The organism is Ectothiorhodospiraceae bacterium 2226, assembly GCA_013348725.1.
Taxonomy (GTDB): Bacteria; Pseudomonadota; Gammaproteobacteria.
On record CP054689.1, the window covers coordinates 420,405 to 442,706 of the forward strand.

At 68.8% G+C, this 22,302-nt stretch carries 19 protein-coding genes, 1 tRNA gene, 1 other RNA gene and 1 pseudogene; 6 read left to right on the forward strand and 16 right to left on the reverse strand.

Annotated features, from left to right (window positions below; all coding sequences use genetic code 11):
* Positions 1-165: 165 nt before the first annotated feature.
* The 7 genes from parC to orn all read right to left on the reverse strand — a co-directional run bounded on the left by parC (position 166) and on the right by orn (position 8,730).
* Positions 166-2,409 carry a DNA topoisomerase IV subunit A gene (gene parC, locus HUS23_01915; protein QKT02664.1) on the reverse strand — a complete coding sequence of 748 codons (2,244 nt, stop codon included), beginning with the start codon at positions 2,407-2,409 and terminating at the stop codon, positions 166-168.
* A 5-nt stretch (positions 2,410-2,414) separates the two neighbouring features.
* Complete coding sequence (gene parE, locus HUS23_01920; protein ID QKT02665.1) at positions 2,415-4,322, reverse strand: DNA topoisomerase IV subunit B; 1,908 nt, start codon at positions 4,320-4,322, stop codon at positions 2,415-2,417.
* Between the two features lie 13 nt (positions 4,323-4,335).
* Entirely contained in the window at positions 4,336-5,271 is a 936-nt protein-coding gene (gene prmB, locus HUS23_01925; protein QKT02666.1) for a 50S ribosomal protein L3 N(5)-glutamine methyltransferase, read from the reverse strand.
* A gap of 177 nt (positions 5,272-5,448) precedes the next feature.
* Positions 5,449-6,162 carry a DUF481 domain-containing protein gene (locus HUS23_01930; protein QKT02667.1) on the reverse strand — a complete coding sequence of 238 codons (714 nt, stop codon included), beginning with the start codon at positions 6,160-6,162 and terminating at the stop codon, positions 5,449-5,451.
* Positions 6,163-6,286: 124 nt separating this feature from the next.
* Positions 6,287-7,024, reverse strand: coding sequence for an RNA polymerase sigma factor FliA (locus tag HUS23_01935; protein ID QKT04926.1), 738 nt, complete (start codon positions 7,022-7,024; stop codon positions 6,287-6,289).
* Positions 7,024-7,917, reverse strand: a complete 894-nt coding sequence (locus HUS23_01940) for a P-loop NTPase (protein QKT02668.1) — start codon at positions 7,915-7,917, stop codon at positions 7,024-7,026. Before HUS23_01940 ends, HUS23_01935 begins: the two co-directional genes overlap by 1 nt.
* 267 nt (positions 7,918-8,184) lie before the next feature.
* A complete protein-coding gene (gene orn, locus HUS23_01945) occupies positions 8,185-8,730 on the reverse strand; it encodes an oligoribonuclease (GenBank protein ID QKT02669.1) in 546 nt (181 codons plus the stop codon).
* 196 nt (positions 8,731-8,926) lie between these two features.
* Here orn and HUS23_01950 point away from each other — a divergent pair, with 196 nt between their 5' ends.
* The 3 genes from HUS23_01950 to rsgA are packed head-to-tail and all read left to right on the forward strand — an operon-like array spanning position 8,927 to position 10,488.
* On the forward strand, positions 8,927-9,208 hold the full coding sequence (locus HUS23_01950) for a cytochrome c (protein QKT02670.1): 282 nt from the start codon (positions 8,927-8,929) through the stop codon (positions 9,206-9,208).
* A gap of 4 nt (positions 9,209-9,212) precedes the next feature.
* Positions 9,213-9,554: a 4a-hydroxytetrahydrobiopterin dehydratase gene (locus HUS23_01955; protein ID QKT02671.1), complete on the forward strand. Its 342-nt coding sequence runs from the start codon at positions 9,213-9,215 to the stop codon at positions 9,552-9,554.
* Positions 9,514-10,488, forward strand: a complete 975-nt coding sequence (gene rsgA, locus HUS23_01960) for a small ribosomal subunit biogenesis GTPase RsgA (protein QKT02672.1) — start codon at positions 9,514-9,516, stop codon at positions 10,486-10,488. The genes HUS23_01955 and rsgA overlap by 41 nt, the downstream gene beginning before the upstream one ends.
* Before the next feature lie 4 nt (positions 10,489-10,492).
* On the opposite strand, the gene recR is transcribed toward rsgA, so the two are convergent.
* The 7 genes and pseudogenes from recR to HUS23_01995 all read right to left on the reverse strand — a co-directional run bounded on the left by recR (position 10,493) and on the right by HUS23_01995 (position 16,694).
* Positions 10,493-11,098, reverse strand: a complete 606-nt coding sequence (gene recR, locus HUS23_01965) for a recombination protein RecR (protein QKT02673.1) — start codon at positions 11,096-11,098, stop codon at positions 10,493-10,495.
* A 10-nt stretch (positions 11,099-11,108) separates the two neighbouring features.
* Positions 11,109-11,435: a YbaB/EbfC family nucleoid-associated protein gene (locus tag HUS23_01970; GenBank protein QKT02674.1), complete on the reverse strand. Its 327-nt coding sequence runs from the start codon at positions 11,433-11,435 to the stop codon at positions 11,109-11,111.
* Positions 11,436-11,480: 45 nt separating this feature from the next.
* A pseudogene (dnaX, locus tag HUS23_01975) lies at positions 11,481-13,198 on the reverse strand (DNA polymerase III subunit gamma/tau).
* A gap of 94 nt (positions 13,199-13,292) precedes the next feature.
* An RNA gene (ffs, locus tag HUS23_01980) (signal recognition particle sRNA small type) lies at positions 13,293-13,389 on the reverse strand.
* Between the two features lie 78 nt (positions 13,390-13,467).
* Complete coding sequence (locus tag HUS23_01985) at positions 13,468-14,676, reverse strand: NAD-dependent epimerase/dehydratase family protein (protein QKT02675.1); 1,209 nt, start codon at positions 14,674-14,676, stop codon at positions 13,468-13,470.
* Positions 14,673-15,722 carry a Gfo/Idh/MocA family oxidoreductase gene (locus HUS23_01990; protein ID QKT02676.1) on the reverse strand — a complete coding sequence of 350 codons (1,050 nt, stop codon included), beginning with the start codon at positions 15,720-15,722 and terminating at the stop codon, positions 14,673-14,675. The genes HUS23_01985 and HUS23_01990 overlap by 4 nt, the downstream gene beginning before the upstream one ends.
* A gap of 102 nt (positions 15,723-15,824) precedes the next feature.
* Positions 15,825-16,694 carry a glycosyltransferase gene (locus HUS23_01995; GenBank protein ID QKT02677.1) on the reverse strand — a complete coding sequence of 290 codons (870 nt, stop codon included), beginning with the start codon at positions 16,692-16,694 and terminating at the stop codon, positions 15,825-15,827.
* Positions 16,695-17,284: 590 nt separating this feature from the next.
* Between HUS23_01995 and HUS23_02000 the strand changes: the two genes are divergently transcribed.
* Together HUS23_02000 and HUS23_02005 are read left to right on the forward strand one after the other, a co-directional pair.
* On the forward strand, positions 17,285-17,527 hold the full coding sequence (locus HUS23_02000; GenBank protein ID QKT02678.1) for a hypothetical protein: 243 nt from the start codon (positions 17,285-17,287) through the stop codon (positions 17,525-17,527).
* A gap of 267 nt (positions 17,528-17,794) precedes the next feature.
* The gene (locus HUS23_02005; protein QKT02679.1) at positions 17,795-18,703 is read left to right on the forward strand and encodes a DMT family transporter; all 909 of its coding nucleotides are present in this window, start codon (positions 17,795-17,797) and stop codon (positions 18,701-18,703) included.
* Between the two features lie 418 nt (positions 18,704-19,121).
* On the opposite strand, the gene HUS23_02010 is transcribed toward HUS23_02005, so the two are convergent.
* A tRNA-Ser gene (locus HUS23_02010) sits at positions 19,122-19,212 on the reverse strand.
* Between the two features lie 165 nt (positions 19,213-19,377).
* Between HUS23_02010 and HUS23_02015 the strand changes: the two genes are divergently transcribed.
* Positions 19,378-20,247 (forward strand): diiron oxygenase, encoded by an 870-nt coding sequence (locus tag HUS23_02015; protein QKT02680.1) that lies wholly within the window; start codon positions 19,378-19,380, stop codon positions 20,245-20,247.
* A gap of 39 nt (positions 20,248-20,286) precedes the next feature.
* On the opposite strand, the gene HUS23_02020 is transcribed toward HUS23_02015, so the two are convergent.
* Positions 20,287-22,185, reverse strand: coding sequence for an ATP-binding cassette domain-containing protein (locus tag HUS23_02020; GenBank protein ID QKT02681.1), 1,899 nt, complete (start codon positions 22,183-22,185; stop codon positions 20,287-20,289).
* Positions 22,186-22,302 lie beyond the last annotated feature (117 nt).

The window sequence follows — 22,302 nt, forward strand, 5'->3', positions numbered from 1 at the left end:
GGTCGGCGCCATGGAAGGCGACCGAATCTCGGTCGCCCGCCGCTATTTGCGGCGGGCGATTTTTCATTTCAGCATGCCGACTTCCCTTTGGGGCCGCGAGAGACCCTTCGCGCGCCCTTCCCTCGTCAACCCTCTCGCGAGCGGCCACTCCGCGCCGCTGAACGATCAGGCCAAGCTGAGCCGCTCGGCGCGCTGGTAGCCCTTAGGCAGCTTGCGCCCCCGCTGGCCGCGTTCACCGCGATACTCGGCCAGTTCGTCGGCCTTGAGGACCTTGTGCTGCTTGCCGGCATGCACGGCCACCGCGCCCCCGGCGGGAACGGCAATGACCGCGGCGACCCGCTCTTCGCCGCTCTTCAGGCGCGGCCCGGGTATCGCGATGATCTTGTTGCCCTTGCCCTTGGCGAGCTGCGGCAACTCGGCCACCGGGAAGGCGAGCAAATGACCGGCGGTGGTCACCGCCACCAGCTGCGCGCCTTCGCCCGGCACCAGTGTCGGCGCGAGCGGTTGGGCCCCGGCCGGCACACTGAGCACGGCCTTGCCGGCCTTGTTGCGGCCGTGCAGGTCGCCGGCGCGTACCACGAAGCCATACCCGGCATCCGAGGCGAGCACGTACAGATTGTCGGGGTCACCGATCAATAGGCCCGTGAAGCGGGCGCCGTCCGGGGGGGCCAAGCGCCCGGTGAGCGGCTCGCCCTGCCCGCGCGCGGAGGGCAGCGTGTGGGCGCCGAGGCTGTAAGCGCGGCCGGTGGAGTCCAGGAACACGGCAAGCTGGTTGCTGCGCCCCAGGGCGCTGGCGAGGTAGGCGTCGCCGGCCTTGTATTGCAGCGCCGCGGGCTCGATGTCGTGACCCTTGGCGGCGCGCACCCAGCCCTTCTCGGACAGCACCACGGTGACCGGCTCGGCGCTGATGAGCGCGGTCTCGTCCAGGGCCTGCGCGGCGCTGCGCGCGACCAGCGGCGAGCGGCGCGCGTCGCCGTACTTCTCGGCGTCGGCCTCGAGCTCGTCGCGGATGAGCTTGTTGAGGCGTGCGCGCGAACCCAGCGTCTTCTCCAGCGCGTCGCGCTCCTTGGCAAGGTCCTTCTGCTCGCCGCGGATCTTCATTTCTTCGAGCTTGGCGAGGTGGCGCAGGCGCAGTTCGAGGATGGCCTCGGCCTGCGTGTCGGTGAGGCCGAAGCGCGCCATGAGCACGGGCTTGGGCTCGTCCTCGCGGCGGATGATGGCGATGACCTCGTCGATGTTGAGGAACGCGATCAACAGGCCGTCGAGGATGTGCAGGCGGTCGCGTACTTTCTGCAGGCGCCACTCCAGGCGCCGGCGCACGGTGTCGGTGCGGAAGGCGAGCCACTCGCTCAGCATCTGCTGCAGGTTCTTCACCTGCGGGCGGCCGTTCAGACCGATGACGTTGAGGTTGACCCGGTAGCTGCGCTCGAGGTCCGTGGTGGCGAACAGGTGCGCCATGAGCTGCTCGACATCCACGCGGTTAGAGCGCGGCACGATGACCAGCCGCGTGGGATTCTCGTGATCGGACTCGTCGCGCAGGTCCTCCACCAGCGGCAGCTTCTTCGCGTTCATCTGCTGCGCGATCTGCTCCAGCACGCGCGCGCCGGAGGTCTGGTGCGGCAGCGCGGTGATGATGATGTCGCCGTCCTCGCGCTCGTAGCGCGCGCGCATGCGGATCGAACCCGTACCCGTCTCGTACATACGAATGAGATCGGCGCGCGGCGTGATCACCTCGGCCTCGGTGGGATAGTCCGGGCCCTGGATGTGCGCGCAGAGCTCCGCCACCGTGGCCTTGGGGTTCTCGAGCAGGTGCACGCAGGCCGCCACCACCTCGCGCAGGTTGTGCGGCGGGATGTCGGTGGCCATACCGACCGCGATACCGGTGGTGCCGTTCAGCAGCACGTGCGGCACGCGCGCGGGGAGCATGGCGGGCTCCTCCAGCGTGCCGTCGAAGTTCGGGATCCAGTCCACCGTGCCCTGGCCGAGCTCCGACAACAGCAGGTCGGTGAAGGACGCCAGGCGCGCCTCGGTGTAGCGCATCGCGGCGAAGGACTTGGGGTCGTCCGGCGAGCCCCAGTTGCCCTGCCCGTCCACCAGCGGGTAGCGGAACGAGAAGGACTGCGCCATCAGCACCATGGCCTCGTAGCAGGCGCTGTCGCCGTGCGGGTGGAACTTGCCCAGCACGTCGCCCACGGTGCGCGCGGACTTCTTGTATTTGTTGCCGGCGCGCAGTCCGAGGTCGGACATGGCGTACACGATGCGCCGCTGCACGGGCTTCAGGCCATCGCCGATATGCGGCAGCGCGCGGTCGAGGATGACGTACATGGAGTAGTCCAGGTACGCCTTCTCGGTGAAGGCGGACAGCGGCAGGCGCTCGGCGCCCTCGCGGGTGAGGTCGGTCACTGACATGGGGGTTACACCATTTCCTGCACGGCGCGGATGTCGCCCTTGGTCTCCAGCCACTCGCGCCGGTCGGCGGCGCGCTTCTTGGCCAGCAGCATGTCCATCACGCGGTCGGTTTCAAGGTCGTCCTCCAGCGTGAGCTGGATGAGGCGGCGGGTGTCGGGCGCGATGGTGGTCTCGCGCAGCTGCAGCGGGTTCATCTCGCCGAGGCCCTTGAAGCGCTGCACATTGATCTTGCCCTTCTTGCCCTCGGCGGCGATGCGATCGAGCACGCCCTGGCGCTCGGCGTCGTCCAGCGCGTAATAGATCTCCTTGCCCACGTCGATGCGGTACAGCGGCGGCATGGCGACGTACACATGGCCCGCCGCCACCAGCGGTCGGAAGTGGCGCACGAACAGCGCGCACAGCAGCGTGGCGATGTGTGCGCCGTCGGAGTCGGCGTCGGCCAGGATGCACACCTTGCCGTAGCGCAGCCCGGTGAGATCGCTGGAGCCGGGATCAACGCCGATCGCCACCGCAATGTCGTGCACCTCTTGCGAGGCGAGCACCTGCCCGGAGTCGACCTCCCAGGTGTTGAGGATCTTGCCGCGCAGCGGCATCACCGCCTGGAACTCGCGCTCGCGCGCTTGTTTGGCCGAACCGCCGGCCGAGTCACCCTCGACCAGAAAGAGCTCGGTACGACTCGGGTCCTGCGAACTGCAGTCGGCGAGCTTGCCGGGCAGCGCGGGGCCCTGGGTGACCTTCTTGCGCACCACCTTCTTCATGGAGCGCAGGCGCGATTGCGCGCTGTTGATGGCGAGCTCGGCGATGCGCTCGGCGACCTCGGTGTGCTGGTTCAGCCACAGCGAAAAGGCGTCCTTCACCACGCCGGAGACGAAGGCCGCGCTCTCGCGCGAGGACAGGCGCTCCTTGGTCTGGCCGGAGAACTGCGGGTCGCGCATCTTCACCGACAGGATGTAGCTCACCCGCTCCCACACGTCATCGGGCGCGATCTTCACGCCGCGCGGCAACAGATTGCGGAACTCGCAGAACTCGCGGATGGCCTCGGTCAGCCCGGTGCGCAGGCCGTTCACGTGCGTGCCGCCCTGCGCCGTGGGGATGAGGTTCACATAGCTCTCGGTGACGGGCGCGCCGCCCTCGGGCAGCCACACCACGGCCCAGTCCACCGCCTCGTGGTTACCGGCGAGGCTGCCCATGAAGGGCTCCTCGGGCAGCGTCGGCGCATCCCCGAGCGCCTCCACGAGGTAATCGCGCAGCCCGGCCTCGTACAGCCACTCGACCGTCTCGCCGGTATTCTCGTCCTTGAACGCGATCGCGAGGCCCGGCGCGAGCACGGCCTTGGCACGCAGCAGATGCTTCAAGCGCAGCACCGAGAAACGCGCGCTGTCGAAGAACTGCGGGTCGGGCCAGAAGCGGATGGCGGTGCCGGTATTGCGTTTGCCTACCGTGCCCACGGCCTCGAGTTCGGCCGCCTTGGCGCCGTGCTCGAAGGCCATGGTGTGGATCTCGCCGTCGCGGCGGATGGTGACCTCGAGGCGCGTGGACAAGGCGTTGACCACCGACACGCCCACGCCGTGCAGGCCGCCCGAGAAGGTGTAGTTCTTGTTGGAGAACTTACCGCCCGCGTGCAGGCGCGTGAGGATTACCTCGACGCCCGGCACGCCCTCTTCGGGGTGGATGTCCACGGGCATGCCGCGCCCGTCGTCCACCACCTCCAGCGAGCCGTCGGCGTACAGCGTAACCTCGATGCGCTTGGCGTAGCCCGCCAGCGCCTCATCGACGCTGTTATCCACCACCTCCTGCGCGAGGTGGTTGGGGCGTTCGGTCTGGGTGTACATGCCGGGGCGCTTGCGCACCGGCTCGAGGCCCGTCAAGACCTCGATGGAATGAGCGGTATAGGCGGTATAGTCGGATGGCATAGATGTTCGATCGTTAGGCGTTGTGGCGGGCGGCGGCGGCCGCGACGAACAGTTCGGTGTACGGCGCGAGTTCCTCCGCGCTGAACGCGAACACGCCCTCGCCGCCGCGCTCGAACTCGATCCAGTTGAAGGCTACGTCCGGGAACAGGGTCTCCAGCGCGGGGGCGCTCGCCCCCACCTCCACCACCAACAGGCCCTCGGGCTCGAGATGCTCGACGGCCTGGGCGAGGATCTTGATGGCGAGATCCAGACCGTCGTCGCCGGCCGCCAACCCCAGCGCCGGTTCGTGGCGAAACTCGGCGGCGAGCGCCGCCATCTCCGCCGCATCCACATAGGGTGGATTGCTCACGATGAGGTCGTAGCGGCGCCCTTTCAGGTTCTCGAACAGGTCGGACTGAATGGCATGCACCCGCGTCGTTAGGTGGTAGTCGTCGATGTTGCGCCGGGCGACCTCCAAGGCATCGGGCGAGATGTCCACCGCGTCCACGCCCGCCCCGGGAAAGGCAAGCGCGCACGCGATGGCGATGCAGCCGCTGCCGGTGCCGATGTCGAGCACACGCTGCACACGCTCGGACTCGATCCACGGCGCGAAGCCCTGCTCGATGAGCTCGGCAATCGGTGAGCGCGGCACCAGCACGCGCTCGTCGACGTAGAAATGCAGGCCGGCGAACCACGCCTCATGCGTAAGGTATGCCGCCGGCAGACGCGTCTCGACACGCCGATGCATCAGCGCCGCCACGGCCGCGCGTTCCTCGCGCGTCAAGCGCGCGTCCAGCCAGCCGGGGTTGACGTCGGGGGGCAGGTGCACCGCGTGTAGAGCGAGATACACGGCCTCGTCCAACGCATTGGTGCTGCCGTGGCCGAAGTGCAGCCCGGCCTGATTGAAGAGGCTCGCGCCCCAGCGCGCGAGATCGCGCAGCGTGTGGAGCTCGTCAATCACCGGATCCATGTCATCCGTTCCGTGCAGGTGGCCGAGGGTGGGCGCACCTTAGCACAAAGCCCGGCGCACGCGCATCGGCCCAAGAACGGCAAGCGCGCCGCCAAGGCCGCCGACGAAGAAGGGGCGCGCAACATGCGCACAGGCGCTGCCCCCCGGCCCGTTGCCGGGGGGCAGCGCCGGCGCCGCTCAGAAGCCGTAAACGAGGGTAACGGCCGAGATGGTGTCGGTGCTGGCGAAGCCCTCCGGCACCGGGGAGGTGTAGCGCACCGTGTAGGACAGCTTGGTGGCGAGGTTGCCGATCACGTCGAAGCGCAGCGCGCTGACCGACTCGGTGACCGTGTTGTCTTCGCCCGCCTCGACGATCAGATCCTGATTGAATACGGCACTCGGGTTGAAGCGATGCATGAACCGCGCCGCGCCGCGCAAAATGGCCTCGCGCTCGGTACCGCCCGTGCGCAGCGCGCTCTGTCGCGCACCGGCGCCGGCCTCGAGCTGCAGCGTGGTGTCGGTGCGCCGCACCACATTCCAGGTCAGACCCGCGGTCTCGGACACGCGGTAGCGGTAGGCGCCGAAGCGGTCACGATCGTAACGCACGTTCAGGAAGGCACCGGTCCGCGGCGTGAACTGGTAGGCCGAGCGCAGCTCGCCCATGTAGCGCTCGGTGGAAACGGCCTCCTCGGAACTCACGCGCACGCCCTTATAGCGGGCAGTGTGCGTCCAATCGTCTCGTCGTGCGTCGGCGCGTAAGGCGCTGTTCAAGCTACGCGACTGCGTCTGGCCGGTGGTGGCGACCACGCCGAGCTCGGCCTCGCCGCCGACATCCCAGGTGGACGCCTCCTGGGCCAGCGTCGGCGCCGCCAAGCCCGCGCCGAGCGCCAGGCAACAGATTCTTCTGAACATTGATGAACCCCCTCGGGAAGAACAAGCGGCTAAGCCTAGCGTCCGTGCCGCGGCTATCCCATTGGGGAAATTCCCAGCCCGCCCCCCAGCCGTCCGCCCCGAGGGTGCCCGCCGCGCGCCGCGTTCAGCACGCGTCCGGCGCGAACTCGGGCGCTAGGCGCGCCTGTAGGCGAATCACCGCCTGACCGTGAATCTGGCACACGCGCGATTCGCTCACCCCCAGCACGGCGCCGATCTCGCGCAGGTTGAGCTCCTCGTCGTAGTAAAGGGACATGACCAAGCGCTCGCGCTCGGGCAGGCTCGCCAGCGCCTCGGCCATACGCGCCTGCAGGGCCGCCTCCTGCAAGCGCTCGATCACTCCCGGCGATTCGTCGCGCACCGTCTCCAGCAGGGAGTCCTCGCCGAAGCCCAGTTCCTCCACGCTGAATACGCGCTGCCCCACCGCGTTCTGCAACAGCTCGTGGTACTCGCCCAAGGACAGCCCCAGCCGCTCGGCAATCTCGTGATCGCGCGCATCGCGGCCCTGCTCGTGCTCGATCTGGCGCACTACCTCCGCCACCTGGCGGGCCTTGCGGTGCACCGAGCGCGGGGCCCAGTCGTGCCGGCGCAGCTCGTCCAGCATCGCCCCACGGATGCGGATCCCGGCGTAGGTCTCGAAGCTCGCGCCCTGCGAGGCATCATAGTGGCGCAGGGCCTCGAGCAGCCCCAGCATGCCCGCTTGGATCAAATCGTCCACCTGCACACTGCTCGGCAGACGATTCATCAGGTGATACGCGATGCGCTTCACCAAGGGCGTGTGCTGCTCCACCCGCTCGGGTTCCCACGCACAGGGTAGCGCCTCGGCCTTCACTGCTCGGTTCATCATGCCAACACCTCCCGCCGCTCATCGCGCTCGATCAGGCGCTCCACGAAAAATTCCAAATGTCCGCGCGCGCCTTGCGGTAACGGCCAAGCGGCCACCTTTTGCGCCAACTCCTTGTAGGCACGCGCCGACTTGCTGTTCGGGTAGGCCTGCACCACCGACTGCTGCTTCTGCAGCGAGCGGCGCAGGAAGGTATCGGAGGGAATCGCGCCGAGGTAGTCCAGACTCACATCCAGCGAGCGGTCCGTCAGGCGCAGCAGCTTCTTGTAGAGTGCGACGCCCTGCGCGCCGTGCGTCATATTCGCGAGGATGTGGAACTGACACAGATAGTGGCCGCGGCTGAACAGCTTCATCAGCGTGCAGGCGTTGGCGATGGAGGCCGGCTCGTCCAGCACCACCATCAGCAAGTCCTGTGCGGCCTTAGCGAAGTTGATCACGCTGGCGGCGATGCCGCTGGCCGTGTCGACGATCAAGACGTCGAACGGCCGGCTCAACGTACTGAAGGCGCGGATCAAACCGGCCTGCTCCGTCGCCGTCAGTTCCGCCATCGCCTGCACGCCGGCCGCCGCCGGCACCACCGCGAAGCCGCCCGGCGCCTCCACCACGGCGTCGTTGAGGCCGCACTCTCCGCGTATCACGTTCCAGACGTTCCAGCGCGGCGCGAGCCCCAGCAGGACGTTCACGTCGGCACGGCCGAAATCGGCGTCGAGCACCAAGACGCGCTGCCCCAGTTCGGCGAGTGCCGCCGCGAGGTTGACGGCCACCGTGCTCTTGCCCACGCCGCCCTTGCCGCTGGTCACGGCGATGACCCGCACCGGGTGGCGAACGCCGGGCACGCTACGCGCCTCTGGTGCTGGCGCCGGCTTCCATGATCGTGCTTCTGTAACGCGCATGTCCCCCCCTGGGCGCCGAGTCGTTTCCCGGCGCGCTAGGTGGGATCCTGCAACAACCGTTCCAAAATGGGACGTGTCTCACAAACCGCGACACCGATCTTCATCTTGTTGATTCTTATAACCTTGACCGACGGCGCCAGGGAAGACGACGCGCAACGGCGGCGCCGGAGAACTGACCAACCCGCGCCGCGCGCCAAGGTTTTGGCGAGGGCGCACGCCGATCGAGCAAGGAATTACGCCATGCGACTCGCTGCACAGCGCGCCGGATCAGAACTTGAACAGGCAGGCGCGGTAGTACTGCAGTTCGCGAATCGACTCCCGCACGTCGTCCAGCGCAAGGTGGCTGGCGGTCTTGCCGAAGCCGGCCGCCACCTCGGGCGCCCAGCGCCGCGCCAGCTCCTTGATGGTGCTGACGTCCAGGTTGCGGTAGTGAAAGTACCGCTCCAGGCGCGGCATCAGGCGTGCCAAAAAGCGCCGGTCCTGGCAGATGCTGTTGCCGCACATCGGCGAGGCCCCTTCCGGCACGTGTTGGGCGAGAAAGGCGAGCGTACGCTGCTCGGCCTCGCGCAGGTCGATCTCGCTGTGCCGAACCCGCTCGGCCAATCCCGACGCCGCGTGCTGGCGCCGGTTCCAATCGTCCATTTTCGCCAGCACCGCATCGGCGGTATGGATCGCCAACACCGGCCCCTCCGCGATCACGTTCAGGGCGGCGTCGGTGACGACGGTCGCGATCTCGATGATCTCGTCGCGCTGCGTATCGAGCCCGGTCATTTCCAGATCGATCCAGATGAGGTTATTGGGGTCCTGGGGCATACCGGCTCCGCACAGCTTGAATAGGGCTGCCTATGCTAGCAAAACCCCGCGCGCCTTTACCGGGCGTGGGTCGCGCGCGCCCCGCACATAGACGACCGCGCCGGCGTGTGTAACGATAACGGGCATAGTTGCGCGCGCCCCGCGCATCCACGCCCGCCGCGCGGCCGGCGGGCGCCGGCGTGAAGAGGACATCATCATGCGTTACATCATTCCCACCGCCGTGACCCTGCTCGCGTCTTTCGCGGCCGGGGCGCAGGACACCGACGTCCAGCGCGGCAAGGCGCTGCATGACGCCAACTGCACCGCCTGCCACGGCACCAGCGTTTACACGCGCCCCGACCGGCGTATTCAGTCGCTGCACAGCCTCGAACAGCAGGTCTACCGTTGCCGGGACAACCTGGGCTTCGAGTGGCCCGAGCGCGACGTGAAGGATCTGGTGGCCTACCTCAACCAGACCTTCTACCACTTCGAGGAGTAAGGCCATGGACGCGCTAGAGGGTCGCCGCTGCAAGGTCTGCGAAGGGGGAGTCGCGCCGCTCGACGAGGCGGCCGCGCGGGCTTTGCTGGCGCAGGTCGATCAATGGACCTTTACGGACGAGGGGCGCGCCATCGAGCGCACCTTCACCTTCAAGAATTACTACCGCACGGTGGCGTTCGTGAACGCTGTGGCGTGGATCGCCCACCAGGAAGACCACCATCCCGACATCAGCTTCGGCTACAAACAGTGCCGCGTGCGCTATGCCACCCACAGCATCGGCGGCCTTTCGGAAAACGACTTCATCTGTGCGGCCAAAATCGACCGACTCCTGGCACACGCCGACTAAGCGAGCAAAACGTCCGGGCAAAGCGGCGCCCGACACGCGCCAGTCCCTGCAGGAGGGGCTGGTGGTGGCCTCGTTCGGCGCGCGTCTGGAGGTGGAGGACGCCGCGGGCGGGCGCCTGCAGTGTAACGCCGTGCGCGGCGGGGAGCCGGTGGTGTGCGGCGACCGCGTCCGGTTCGCACTGCTCCGCAGCGGCGCCGGCAAACGCGTCGGCGCGGTGCGCGAACTCCTGCCGCGACGCAGCCTGTTGTGTCGCCCCTCTCCCGACGGCGCGCTGCGGCCGATGGCCGCCAACCTCGACCGCATGCTGATCGTGTTGGCCCCGGCGCCCGCGCTCTACGAGGGCATCATCGACCGCTACCTGATCGCGGCCGAGCACTTCGGCATCCCGCCCGTATTGGTGGTCAACAAGGTCGATCTGCTGGCGGCGGAGCAACACCGGGCGCTGCGCGAGCGACTGGCGCCCTACGCGGCGCTGGGGTACGACTTGGTGTGGGCCAGCGCCAAACGCGAGGACGGCCTGGATGCGCTGCGCGCGACTTTGCGCGGGCATACCAGTGTGTTCGTCGGTCAATCGGGCGTGGGCAAGTCGTCGCTGGTCGGGCAACTCCTGCCGGAGACCGACGTGCGCGTGGGCGCGATCTCGGAGGCGACGGGGCAGGGACGGCACACCACGACCACCGCCCGGCTGTATCACCTGCCGGAGGGCGGCGACGTCATCGACTCCCCCGGGGTGCGCGAATTCTCGCTCTGGAACATCGCCCCGCGCGAGGCGGCACAGGGCTTCATCGAGTTCCGCCCCTACCTCGCTCAGTGCCGTTTCAACGACTGCACGCACACCCACGAGCCGGGCTGCGGGGTGATCGCCGCCGCCGAGCGCGGAGAGATCACACCGCGGCGCCTGGCGAGCTATCGCCAGATCATCGAGCAGCCCTGAGGCGCTACTCGCTGCCGAGCTCGCGCCGCCCGAGAAAGGCGTGCGATAAGGTCCGCCCGTCCACGTACTCCAACTCGCCGCCCATCGGCACGCCATGCGCCAAGCGCGTGGCGCGCGCGCCGCGCTCGCGCACCAGCTCGCCGATGTAATAGGCGGTCGCCTCGCCCTCCACGGTGGGATTGGTGGCCAGAATCACCTCGCGTACATCACCTTCGGCGAGGCGCGCCTGCAGGGCATCGAGCCCGATTTCTTCGGGGCCGATGCCGTCGAGCGGCGAAAGATGCCCCATGAGCACGAAATAAAGGCCGCGGTAGCCGGTGGCCTGCTCCAGGGCATCCACATCGGCGGGCGACTCCACCACGCACAGCTGGGTCGCGTCGCGCCGCGTGTCGGCGCAGAGGCGGCACAACGACTCCTCGCTCAGCGTGCGGCAGCGCGCGCAGCGCCCCACCCGCTCCACCGCGGCCTGCAGGGCCGCGGCCAAGCGCCGCGCGCCGTCGCGGTTACGCTCCAGCAGGTGATAAGCCATGCGCTGGGCCGACTTCGGCCCGACGCCTGGCAGGCAGCGCAGGGCCTCAATCAGACCGTCGATGAGCGGGCTGCGGGGCATCGGAGAGGCGTCAGAACGGCAGCTTCATGCCCGGCGGCAGGGGCAAGCCGGCGGTCATGCCCGCCATCTTATCCTTGCTCGCCTTCTCGACCTGGCGCACGGCGTCGTTCACCGCGGCGGCCAACAGGTCCTCCAGCATCTCCTTGTCTTCTTCCATCAAGCCGGGGTCGAGGCTGACGCGCTTGACGTCGTGACGCCCGGTCATGATTACCTTCACCATGCCGCCGCCCGCTTGGCCGGTGACTTCCATGTTGAGCAGCTCTTCCTGCATCTTCTGCATCTGCTCCTGCATCTGCTGGGCCTGTTTCATCAGGCCGCCAAGCCCGCCCTTCATCATGCTCGTGCTCCTTGTCGCTATGCCGCCTCGGCGGCGGCGGGTGGGTCAGTCGGCCGGACGCACCGAGTCGGGATCGACCCGCGCGTCCAGCAACTCTTCAAACTCACGTACCGTCGGGTCGTGCGCGATGGACTCGCGCGCTGCGGCCAGCCGCGCCTCGTGCCGCTGGGCATCGACGGCCGCCGGCGTGGTGGTTTCGGGCGCCTCCCCGACCTGGATGGTCACCCGCACCGGGCGCTGGAGATAGGCGCTCAGCGCCTCCTGCAGGCGTTCGCCCTGCCGATCCGTCAGCAGCTGGCGGTGGCTGGGGGCGAGGCGCAGCGTGACCTGATCCCCTTCATACTCGGCGAGACTGCAGTTGCGCGCCAGCTGTAGCGTCAACCCACCGAGCCCCAGCGCCTTTACCGCAACACCCCAGTCCAGCGGCCCGTCCGGCGCCGCGGGAGCGGGTCGTGCGGGAGGCGCCGCGGGAGCGGATCGTGCGGGAGGCGCCGATGGTACGGCTCGCGCGCTGGGCGCCGATACTGGCCGCGCGGCGGGCGGCGGTGGCTCGCGCACCTCGCTCGGCGGCGGCGGTGCGGACCGCGCGTCCCGGACCGGCGCACGCGCGGCGGCGGCACGCGCCTCGGCGGGCCCGCCGGGGCGCGGCCTCGATCGGCGGCCGGCGCGGGGGCCTGCCCGTCGGTCTCCTGGTCGGGGCGAAACGCCAGCATGCGCAACAGGACCATCTCCAACCCCATGCGCGTATCCGGGGTATAGGGCAGGTCCCGCCGCCCCAGCAGGCCGATCTGATAGAACAGCTGCACGTCCTCGGGCGCGAGCTGGCCCGCCAAGGCCGCGACGCGCGGCTCCGGTTGGCCCGCGTCGGGCACGGCCTGGGCGAGCGCCACCGCGTGCAGGATGGCGAGCAGCTCGCTCAATACATCGGCGAAGTCCGCCGCCTGCTCGGCGAGCGCCTCCACCGCGCCCAGCAGCGCGGCCGCATCGCGCGCGGCCAGCGCCTCCAACACGTCGAACACGCGGCCCTGGTCGATGCTGCCCAGCATGGCGCGCACCTCGGTCTCGCCGACCGCGCCGCCGCCGTAGGCGATGGCCTGATCGAGCAGACTGAGGGCGTCACGCAAACTGCCCTCGGCCGCCCGCGCGAGCAGCGCGAGCGCCGGGTCCTCGTAACTCAGCCCCTCCTCCCCCAGCACATAGGCGAGGCGCGCCCCGATCAACTCCGGCGGCAGCCGCTTCAGACTGAACTGCAGGCAGCGCGACAGGATAGTGACCGGCAGTTTCTGCGGATCGGTGGTGGCGAGCAGGAACTTCACATGGGGCGGGGGTTCCTCCAGCGTCTTCAGCAAGGCGTTGAAGCTGTGCCCCGAGAGCATGTGGACCTCGTCGATGAGGTACACCTTGTAGCGGCCCCGGGTCGGCGCGTATTGCACGTTGTCGAGCAGCTCGCGCGTGTCCTCCACCTTGGTCCGCGAGGCCGCGTCGACCTCGATGAGGTCCACGAAGCGCCCCTCGTCCACCTCGCGACAGGCGTTGCACTCGCCGCACGGGTGCGCGCTGACGCCGCGCTCGCAGTTGAGGGACTTGGCGAGGATGCGGGCGATGGTGGTCTTACCGACGCCGCGGGTGCCGGTGAAGAGAAAGGCGTGATGCAGCCGGTCGTTGTCCAGCGCGTTGACCAGGGCGCGCAGCACGTGCTCCTGGCCGACCAGCTGCTCGAACGTGCGCGGGCGCCACTTGCGCGCCAGTACCTGGTAGCTCACCGGATAGGCCTTGGACGAGTTACGGTCGATCGCGCCACCATAGCAGATTCGCCCCTTGCAGGCAGCGGCGCCGTCGATTGGAAAAGGAGGCGGCCCACGCCAGCCACACCCCGGCGCCCGAGTCGGCTGCTGCCGCTGCTCCCTTCCGGGCCTGACGGGGTTCACAGCGTATCGTCGCGGGGGGACCGACGCGGGCCACCATAGAGCGAGGCCCCGCGCGGGGGCCTCGGCGTGCATTGTATCAAATGCCGCGGCGCGGCGCGCTCCGATCAGCCGGCCAACCGCCGCGGTTCAGGCGAGTGCAGCAGACCCTCCCAACGGGCCCACTGCTCGGTCATCTCCATGCCGGCGCTCAGATCGAACATGGGCGTGTAGCCCAACAGGCGCCGCGCCTTGTCAATGAGAAACACCGGTCTCGCCTGGAAGAAGCGCACCATCTCCGGCGACATCGGCTCTATCGCCGGTTCGACCGCGGTTGCGGGCCCCGGCGCGCTTGCCGTCACGTTACGCCGCGGCGGCTTCGGCACGCCGGCGGGCCGTACCCGGCGCACCCATCGGCGTAAGGCTTGATACTCGCGCGTCTGGCGCAGGCGCTTGCGCGCGTCCTTCTCGCGCAGTAGCCGCCAGGGTTCGATCAGCATGCTGGGGGGGGCGTTGTCGCGCGCCCAGGCGCGGTAGTGACGCTCGATCTCCTCCGCCGAGGCCGCCACCGTGGCGCGCACCCCCAACATGCGTTCGTAATGCTCGAAATAGCTGCGCCAAGTGGTCGGCTCGGGCCCGTTGATAAGAAACGCCTCCCCGTCGGCCTCCGGACGCTGCAGGGCCAGCAGCATGCCCTCCGCCACGTCGTCCACGTAGACGGCGTTGCACAGGCCGCTCCCGCCCTCCACCAGGAACATGCGCGCGCGCTTCATGCGCTGCAGCATGCTCGCCGTCCACACCGGCACGCCGGGGCCGTACACGGCGGTGGGCTGGATCACGGCCACCGGCAGGCCATGGCGCTCGGCGTATCCCAGCGCCAACTCCTCCGCCTCGATTTTGGAATCGCCATAAGGATTGCCGCTGCGGCGGCGTTCGCAGCGCTCGTCCAGATCGCCGTCCGGCGCGACGAAGCCGTACACCGAACACGTGCTCGCGTGCACCACGCGCCGCACCCGCTGATGCAAGGCGGCCTCGAGCACCGCGCGCGTCCCCTCGAGATTGATGCGACGCTGCTCGTGCGCCTCCCCGCGCGGGTTATAGGCGCAGTGCACGACGTAGTCGCACCCCTCGGTGGCGACCCGCACCGTCTGCGGGTCCGTGATGTCGCCCTTCACCAACTCCACGGGGAAGCGCGCCACGCCCGCGGCGCGACTGAGATTGCGCGCCAGCACGCGCACCTGCGCGCCGTGCTCGAGAAACAGCTTCTCGACCACACGTCCGCCGATGGCACCGGTGCCGCCCGTGACCAGCACCTTCCGCCCGGTCAACACGCTCATGCCGCACCTCCCGCTGCCCGTGCGGGCGATGTGTCGAGCGCGCAGGCGCCCGTGACCCAAGGCAGTTGCAGAGGCTGGCGCACCCGCTGGCACGCCTCGTACAGCCGCACCGTGCGCAGCCCCTCTTCCCCGTTGACCAGTGGCTTGGCACCGCCGCGCGCCGCGCGCACCAGATCGTCGAACTGGCGCATCAAGACGTCGCGGATATGGGTATCCGGCGCCTCCCCCTCGTGCACCAGCCCCTCCCACTGCAGCGGCGTTCCCGCGCAGCTTAGCCGCAGCGGCTGATCGAAGGACGTGCCCATCTCGAGCGTGCCCCGCTCAGCGACGATACGCCAGCGGTTGCGCAGGGCGCGTCGGTGGCTGAAGGCCAACGTCCCCTGGACGCCGTCGGGAAAGCTCAGGCGCACCTCGCAGTCGGCCTCCACGCCACCCATCGCATCATCGAAGTAGGTCACCGCGCTGTAGTCGCCGAACCACCACAGCGCCAGATCCAGGGCGTGGATGCCGATGCCGGTGAGCGAGCCCCCGCCGGTCTCGGGACGGAACGCCGTGCCGTCGATCACCGGCCACGAGAACGGGCCACCCTGTTCGACCTCGAACGACTCGATGCGGCCGAGCTGCCCGCTCGCGAGCAGATGCTTCACAAGTTGCGCGTTGCGATAGAAGCGACACTGGAATCCCACCGCGAGCGCGCACCCACTCTCGTGGGTCGTGTCCACCATGCGCTGCGCGTCGGCGGAGGTAAGCGCCATGGGCTTCTCCACCAGCACATGCACGCCCTGCGTCATGAGGTCCACCGCGGCCGGCGCGTGCAAAAAGTGCGGCAGCGCGATCAGGGCCGCGTCCGCGACCTTCGGCACGTCGGCCCAGTCGTCCAGCACCGCCGGCACCTGATAGCGCGCGGCCAGCCGCTGAGCGCGCGCGCGCTCACGCTCGACGAGCGCCGTGATCTCGATGTGCGGATGACGTGCGGCGGCGGGCAAGTGGTACAACTCGGCCACCGTGCCTGCGCCTACCACCGCGAGGCGTAGTTTCTCTTGCATGAAGTTCCTCCCTGGATGTCTGACGCCGCGCGCCGCACACGCGCGACGAGCGCCTTCCCCTTTTCGACCCAATGCGCAGTAGCTGCTGTTCGTACAGTGCGCTCACAATGCCCAGATACGGCGGCGGAGCGAGCCCCAAAGGCGCCCCCACGCCCAGTTTACATTCCACAGCCAACGCCCGCGGAGCTCAGGGTCCAGCACCTCGGGGCTGCGCCGTACCAGCCGCCACCACTCCCGCAGCCCCTTGCGCCATGGCATAGTACCCATGCCCCTGTCGCGGTAGCGCCGGTACAGTTCGACGTTGTACTGCGCCCACTGCCGCGCTTGGCGGCAGGCGCCGCGCACGTCGGCCCGCAGGCGGTAGTGCATCACGGCATCGGGCGCATAGCCGAGCGTGGCGCCGGCAAGCTGCGCACGCCAACAATAGTCGGTATCTTCCAGCAGTGGCAGGTCCTCGTCGAAGCCCCCCAGACGCTCGTGCAGTTCACGGCGCACCGCGAGGCCCGCGCCGGCGGCGTGCGGCAGGAATCGCGGGCGACTGAAATGCTGCAGACCCTGTTCCTGGGGTTTCCCGCGCATTGCCATCGACCGCCTGTCGTTCAGACGCGTGTACTCGAGCCGGCTGGCAACGATTTCCTGCGTCTGTAGGGCGCTCGCCACCGCCTCCAGCCAGCCCGGTCCCATTTCGTCATCGGCATCGACGAAGGCCAGCACGTTGCCCTGCGCCCAGCGACTCCCCGCGTTGCGGGCATGGGCGGCGCCGCGTCGAGTCGCAGCAGTGACGACCCGGCAGCGCGACAGCCCCAGCCGCCGCGCCTCCCGCGCCACCCGCTCGGCAGTCCCGTCATGCGAGCCGTTGTCCACCGCGATGAGCTCCCACCACCCCGCCCAGGTCTGGCGCGCGAGTGCCTCGAGCTGAACCCCGATGGTGTCGGCGGCATTTAAGCAGGGAATGATGACGCTGATGCGCACCGGTTGTAGGGGCCGCGGCGCACCGGCGGCCCGCGAATCGACGCAATGCAGTCGAACCGCATCCTGCAATTTCGCCAGAGTCGGCGCGGATTGCAGGGGACACCACACCCATGCGCCGTCCGGCACCGTAGAGCGACTGACCTTCCCCATCCGTTCCCCCCTGTTCTCCTGCGGCAGATCCTACCGTCAGCAGGGCGCGCCGCCAGCGTGTCTCCGCCTGGTCTCCCTCTGATCTCCCTGATGCCGACCGCAATCCACGGCACAGAAGTGTGCGCGCCATCACACTTTCGAAAAGCTAGTCGAAGAGCGAGACGCTGCCAAGGCACGGCGGGGGCTGAGACTTTCTTCGCGATCATGGTGTTTGGCGCGCGCGCGCGGCCGCGTTCCTGTAGCTGGCGCTGGTGGGCGCGCCTTGCTGAGCGTCTACTGGGGCGCGGGAACTCGAGCCTGATTAGGTCTGGCGCCCCTGCTGTGTGCGCAGCACCGCCACAACGAGCCGGCGCCGCGCCCCGCGGGCCGTGCAACTCGCGGGCTGCAACTCGCGCGCGAGCGGCCATACTGTGAGGCAGGCTAGACGTGAGGAGACCACCATGGACATCGACATGATCGACGTGACTTTGCGCCTCAAGGATCCCATCGACCAGGATCAGGCTGACCGCCTGCAGGCCTCGCTACACGAGCTCGACGGCGTCATCAGCACGCATATCGGGGAAGAGACTCGCCATATGTTGCTCACCGAGATCAACCCCAGGGTCATCGACGCCGACAAGGTACTGGCCCACGTTAACAACCAAGGGGTATCGGCCGAACTGGCCGTGCCGGATCGTTTCTAGCCGCCCCGGGGCCGACGCGATCGGCCGCGACGTGCCGCCGGTTGACAGTTCACAGGGCACTCGCCACACTCGACCCCATGAGCTTCCATCGACACGACATGGTCGTCCCCGCTTGGCACCTGCGCCTGCAGGTAGTCCGCCGGGCGGCCGTGCGCCGGAGGGAGTGAGATAGCACCGTAACCCGAACATTAGGGTTGACTCCAAAAGGCCACGGAACTTGCGCTCCGTGGCCTTTTTTCGTTTTCGTCCCACGCACAAAGGATCGACATGCAGATTCCAGCCGCGTACCTCGCGGTGGTCGTTATCTGGTCCACCACGCCGCTCGCCATCCAGTGGAGCGCCGCCGAGTCCGACTTCCTGTTCGCGGTCACCGCGCGCATGGTGTTGGGGGCGCTGGTTTGCCTGGCGCTGATGGGCGCGCTCAGCGTACCGCTACCGTGGCACCGCGCGGCGCGGCGCACCTACGCGGCGGCCGGCCTGGGCATCTACGGCGCGATGCTGTGCGTGTACTGGGCGGCGCAGCACATCCCCTCGGGCCTGATCTCGGTGCTGTTCGGACTGGCCCCGCTGGTCACCGGCGTGTTGGCGGTGCTGTGGTTGAACGAGCGGGCGTTGACCCCGCCCAAGCTGGTGGGCATGGCTCTCGGCCTCGGGGGACTGGCACTGGTGTTCGGCGCCCATCACCAGCTCGGTCCGTTCGCGCTATGGGGGATCCTCGCCATGCTCGCCTCGGTGCTGGTGCACGCCGCCAGCACCGTGTGGGTCAAGCGTATCGACGCGCCGATCTCCGCCTTCGCCGTGACCGGCGGCGGCCTGCTGCTGGCCGCGCCCCTGTTCGCCTTGACCTGGCTCGCCTCCGGCGCCGCGTGGCCGGCGGCGCTGCCGAACCGCGCGGCATGGTCCATCGTGTACCTCGCGCTGGCCGGCTCGGTGCTGGGCTTCGTGCTGTTCTACTTCCTGCTGCAGCGCCTGGAGTCGGGGCGGGTCGCCGTCATCGCCCTGCTCACCCCGGTGCTCGCGCTGCTGCTCGGCCGCCTGGCGAACGACGAGCCCGTGCAGTTGCAGGTCTGGAGCGGCGCCCTACTCATCGTGGGCGGGCTCGCTCTGCATTTTTGGGGGAGAGCGCCGCGGGGTGCGGTGACGCCGCAGGGGGCGCAGCGCGAGGGGGCGGGGTAGATCCGGTTTATCCGCCCTGCCCCGCCGAACGGAGAAAGACCCCGCTGGACGACCGGGGGTCGCGGCTCACTGGCCGGGATTACGAGGGTCCATCCCTGGACCCTCGCCCCTGCGGGGCCGCCGCTGCGCGGCGTTCGAAATCGGCTGTCCTGCCGATTTCGTCGAACCGAAGAGTCCTCACCAAAGCCGCCCACACCCCCACAAAGCAAAAGCCCCGCGCGAGGCGGGGCCTAGGTGTCGCAGCCGACACGCCGGGATTACGAGGGTCCATCCCTGGACCCTCGCCCCTGCGGGGCCGCCGCTGCGCGGCGTTCCGAATCGGCTATCCTGCCGATTCGGTCGAACCACAGGGTCCTCACCAAAGCCTCCCACACCCCCACAAAGCAAAAGCCCCGCGCGAGGCGGGGCTTTTGCTTTGTGGCGGAGAGGGAGGGATTCGAACCCTCGGTACGGTTTTGCCGTACACACACTTTCCAGGCGTGCTCCTTCAACCGCTCGGACACCTCTCCAGTACGCCCGGGGTGCGGCTCGAACAATCCCCGCCCGCGGACAAGACGCGGAATGTTACCAGGGCGCCCCGAGCCTCGCAATGTGCGACAACGGCGCCATGCAAAGCACGGGGGGTTGCTTTAGAATGACGCCAGGTACCGCCGCTTCCGTATGACCAATAATCAATGAGCGCCCCCCAAACCAATTCGGAACTGCTTGCGCAGTTGAGCCGCAACAGCACCCCCTACCAGGACCCGCTGAGTCGTATCGACTGGGAGAGCCTGCCGGGTGACCAGTTCTGGCTGCCCGAAGAAGGGATGTCGCTCTATGGGCTGGCGGAGTATCACGCGCTACCGCGGGTAACGCGCCTGGCGTTGTCGCGTTACGAGTTCCTGCACGTGATCGAGGCGGGGCTCTGGCTGGAAGGGATCTTCATGACCCGCATCAGCCAGACCATAAACCACCGCGGGCGCGACCTGCCGCGACTCATCTACAACCTGCACGAGCTGCGCGAGGAGGCCGGCCACAGCCTGATGTTCGTGGAGCTGATCCGCCGCAGTGGGCTCAGCCGTCCGCGCACCCGCTTCCATCGCATGCGCCTGGCGAACGCGCTGGGTCACTACGCGCCGTTCGACTCCTCCGGGTTCTGGATCGCGGTGCTCATCGGCGAGGAACTGCCCGATCGGCTCAACCGCTTCATCCGCAAGTACCGCGACGAGATCTGCCCGGCGGTGTACGACATGACCAAGATCCACATCATCGAGGAGGCGCGCCATATCGCGCACGCCCGCGAGGTGCTGGAGGGTCGCATGAAGGGGATGCCGGCTTGGCGCCTGGCGCTGATCCGCCCCGTGATCTGCCGCGTGTTCCGCCAGTTCACGCGCGCCTTGTACTTCCCGGAACCGGACGTCTATCGCCTCGCGGGACTGTCCAACCCCGTGCGCTGGGCGCATCGGGCGCGCAGCAATCCGCACCGCATTCGCTTCGTGGACGAGATCATGCACTCGGCGCTGCGCGGCCTGCGCGACCTCGGCGTCGACCTGCGCTGGCGCTGAGCACGCCCCGCCCTACCAGATCGCGGCGCGCGCGCCCCGTCAGCCGTCCAGTTCCGCCCAGCGGGCGTAGGCGTGCTCCACCTCGGCACGCACCGTCTCGGCGCGTTGGGCCAGCGCCGCGGCGGCCTCGCCGGCGTCGGGCCGCTGGTACAGCGCGGGGTCGGCCAGTTGACCCTCGAGTTCGGCCAGTTCCTCCTCCAGCGCCGCGATGCGCTCCGGCAGGGCATCGAGTTCGCGCTGATCCTTATAGCTGAGCTTGCTTCGCGTCGGCGCCGGTTTGGCCTGCACCTCGGGCTTGGCTGCGGCCGTCGCCGCGGGTTTCTCGGTCGCGCGCGGCTCGGCCGGGCGTTGGCGCAGCCAGTCGCTGTAGCCGCCCACGTACTCGCGCACTACGCCGCCACCCTCGAACACCAACGTGGAGTTCACCACGTTATCCAGGAACTCGCGGTCGTGGCTGACCAACAACAAGGTGCCGGGATAGTCCGCCAATAGGGACTCGAGCAGTTCCAAGGTCTCCATGTCGAGGTCGTTGGTGGGCTCGTCCATCACCAGCATGTTGGCCGGCGCGGTAAACAGCCGCGCGAGCAGCAGTCTGGCGCGCTCACCGCCCGACAGCGCCGACACCGGCGCCCGCGCCCGCTCCGGCTGAAACAGGAAGTCCCGCAGATAGCTGATCACGTGGCGGGTGCGGCCGTTCACGGTGATCTGATCGCGCCCCTCGGCGACCGTGTCGAGCACCGTCGCCGCGGGATCGAGCGCCGCGCGCTGCTGATCGAAATAGGCCACCTCCAGGCGCGTGCCGTGGCGCACGCTGCCCGCGTCGGGCGCCAGCTCGCCGAGCAGCAGGCGCAACAGCGTGGTCTTGCCCGCGCCGTTGGGACCGATCAGGCCGATGCGATCGCCGCGCAGCACACGCAGGTCCAAGCCCTTGACCACCGGCTTGCCGTCGTAGGTCTTGGTCAGTCCTTCGGCCTCGATGACCAGCTTGCCGGACAGCCCACCGGCGTCCAGCTCGATCTTGGCCTTGCCGAGCAGCTCCCGACGCGCCGCACGGGCGGCGCGCAGGGCCTCGAGTCGACGCACCCGGCCTTCGTTACGCGTGCGCCGCGCCTTGATGCCCTGGCGCACCCAGGTCTCCTCCTGCGCCAAGTGCTTGTCGAACTCCGCCGCCTGCGCCTGCTCGACCTCGAGGCGTTCGTCGCGCAGGGCCTCGTACTTGGCGTAGTCGCCCGGCCAGGAGGTGAGCCGGCCGCGATCGAGTTCCACGATGCGGGTGGCCAGGCGCCGCACCAGCGCACGGTCATGGGTGATAAACACCAAGGCGCCGCGGTAACCGAGCAGGAAATCCTCCAGCCAGCCGATCATGGCGATATCGAGGTGGTTGGTCGGCTCGTCGAGCAGCAGCAGCTCCGGGTCGCCCACCAGCGCACGCGCCAGCAGAGCGCGCCGCGCCCAGCCGCCGGAGAGCTCGCCCATGCGCGCGTCGCCGTCCAGATCGAGGCGCGACAGCACCCGCTCCACCTGCTGGGTGAGCCGCCAGCCGTCGGCCGCCTCCAGATCGTGCTGCAAGGCCTCCAGGCGCACCAGCAGTTCTTCGCGAGCGGGCTCGCGTGCCAGTTCGGCCGCCGTGGCATGGTAGGCGCGCACCTGAGCGCCCAGCTCGCCCAATCCGTCGGCCACCACGTCGAACACGCTGCGCTCCTGTGCGGCCGGCACGTCCTGCTCCAGGCGCGCGATGCGCAGCGCCGCGCGGCGACGCACCTCGCCTGCATCGGGCTGCAGTTCGCCGCTCAGCACGCGCAACAGGGTGGACTTGCCGGCGCCATTGCGCCCCAACAGGCACACGCGCTCGCCGGCGTCGACCGAGAAGTCGGCCTCGTCGAGCAGCGGCGCGATGCCGTAGGCGAGTGAAACCTTTTCCAGCGATATAAGTGCCATGACGTATTCCGGGGGCGGCGTTAGCGGGTAACATCGGGGGCCGATGCGCTCGGTCGGCCGTTTGGTGCGGCCGGCCGGCGCGGACAGGGAGGCCCCCGCACGCGGCTCGAACGCGCA